Source organism: Vibrio sp. 2134-1 (assembly GCF_033339495.1).
Window position 1 is genome coordinate 1 of sequence record NZ_JAWOUS010000813.1, and the last position, 553, is coordinate 553.

General features: G+C 47.9%; 2 protein-coding genes. Both read left to right on the forward strand.

From position 1 onward, the window contains the following. Positions 1–317 (forward strand): sensor histidine kinase (locus R7R78_RS28680; RefSeq protein WP_263856353.1); only part of this gene is annotated, 317 nt, incomplete at its 5' end. Then, positions 310–553 (forward strand): response regulator (locus R7R78_RS28685; protein ID WP_225474918.1); only part of this gene is annotated, 244 nt, incomplete at its 3' end. The genes R7R78_RS28680 and R7R78_RS28685, both read left to right, overlap by 8 nt.

The following is a 553-nucleotide window of genomic DNA, read 5'->3' on the forward strand; positions in this document are numbered from 1 at the left end:
GTATTGATCCACAAATTTCCATCGCGATTCAATGCCACGATTCGAGCTGCGATATTCTGGTGTCAGATAACGGCCCGGGGATGTCTGACGAGGCACTGGCGAAAATCTTTGACCCGTTTTTTACCACCAAACCAGAAGGGCTCGGACTGGGTTTGACCATTTCAAAACGTATTTTAGAAAGCTATCACGGAGCGCTCAGCGCCTATAACCACCAAGGGACGCAATCGGGTGAGTCAGGCGGCATGACCTTTGTGGTCACCGTTCCGATGGCAAACACCAGTACCACCAAACCAGTAACGGAAAACGACCATGCATAACGCAGTTATCTTTGTTGATGACGAACCACACATTCGTGATGCCGTTTCACAAGCACTACTTATCGAGGGCATTGAAGTCACTTGCTTTCCCAATGCCGTTGAAGCACTCAGAGTTATCGATGCCAATTCTCCAGCCATCATCATTACGGATATTCACATGCCGGTCATGGATGGCTTAGAGTTTATGCGTACGCTGCTGAGCAAAAATCACCACTTTCAATTCATCGTTCTAACTG